The following is a 237-nucleotide window of genomic DNA, read 5'->3' as shown; positions in this document are numbered from 1 at the left end:
TGAATTTATGTTAATGCATACCAGCACCCTGCCGGATGAAAAAGCCCAGTACAATCTTTACTGCGAGGCTCTGCATGCTCTAGGTGGTAAAACGTTTACGATCAGAACCTTAGATATTGGCGCAGATAAAGAACTCCCCTGTTTATGCCAAGACATAGAAGATAATCCCGCCTTAGGACAACGTGGGGTGAGATACACCTTAGCGCACCCAGAATTATTTAAGACCCAACTTCGTGC

General features: G+C 45.1%; 1 protein-coding gene. It reads left to right on the top strand.

What is annotated here, in order from left to right; genetic code table 11:
- Positions 1-13: 13 nt before the first annotated feature.
- On the top strand, positions 14-237 hold a 224-nt coding region (locus tag B4920_RS27900), incomplete at its 3' end, for a putative PEP-binding protein (RefSeq protein ID WP_305847145.1).

This window comes from Zoogloea sp. LCSB751 (assembly GCF_002028455.1).
GTDB lineage: Bacteria > Pseudomonadota > Gammaproteobacteria > Burkholderiales > Rhodocyclaceae > Zoogloea.
This window is presented reverse-complemented; position numbering and strand designations above follow the sequence as displayed.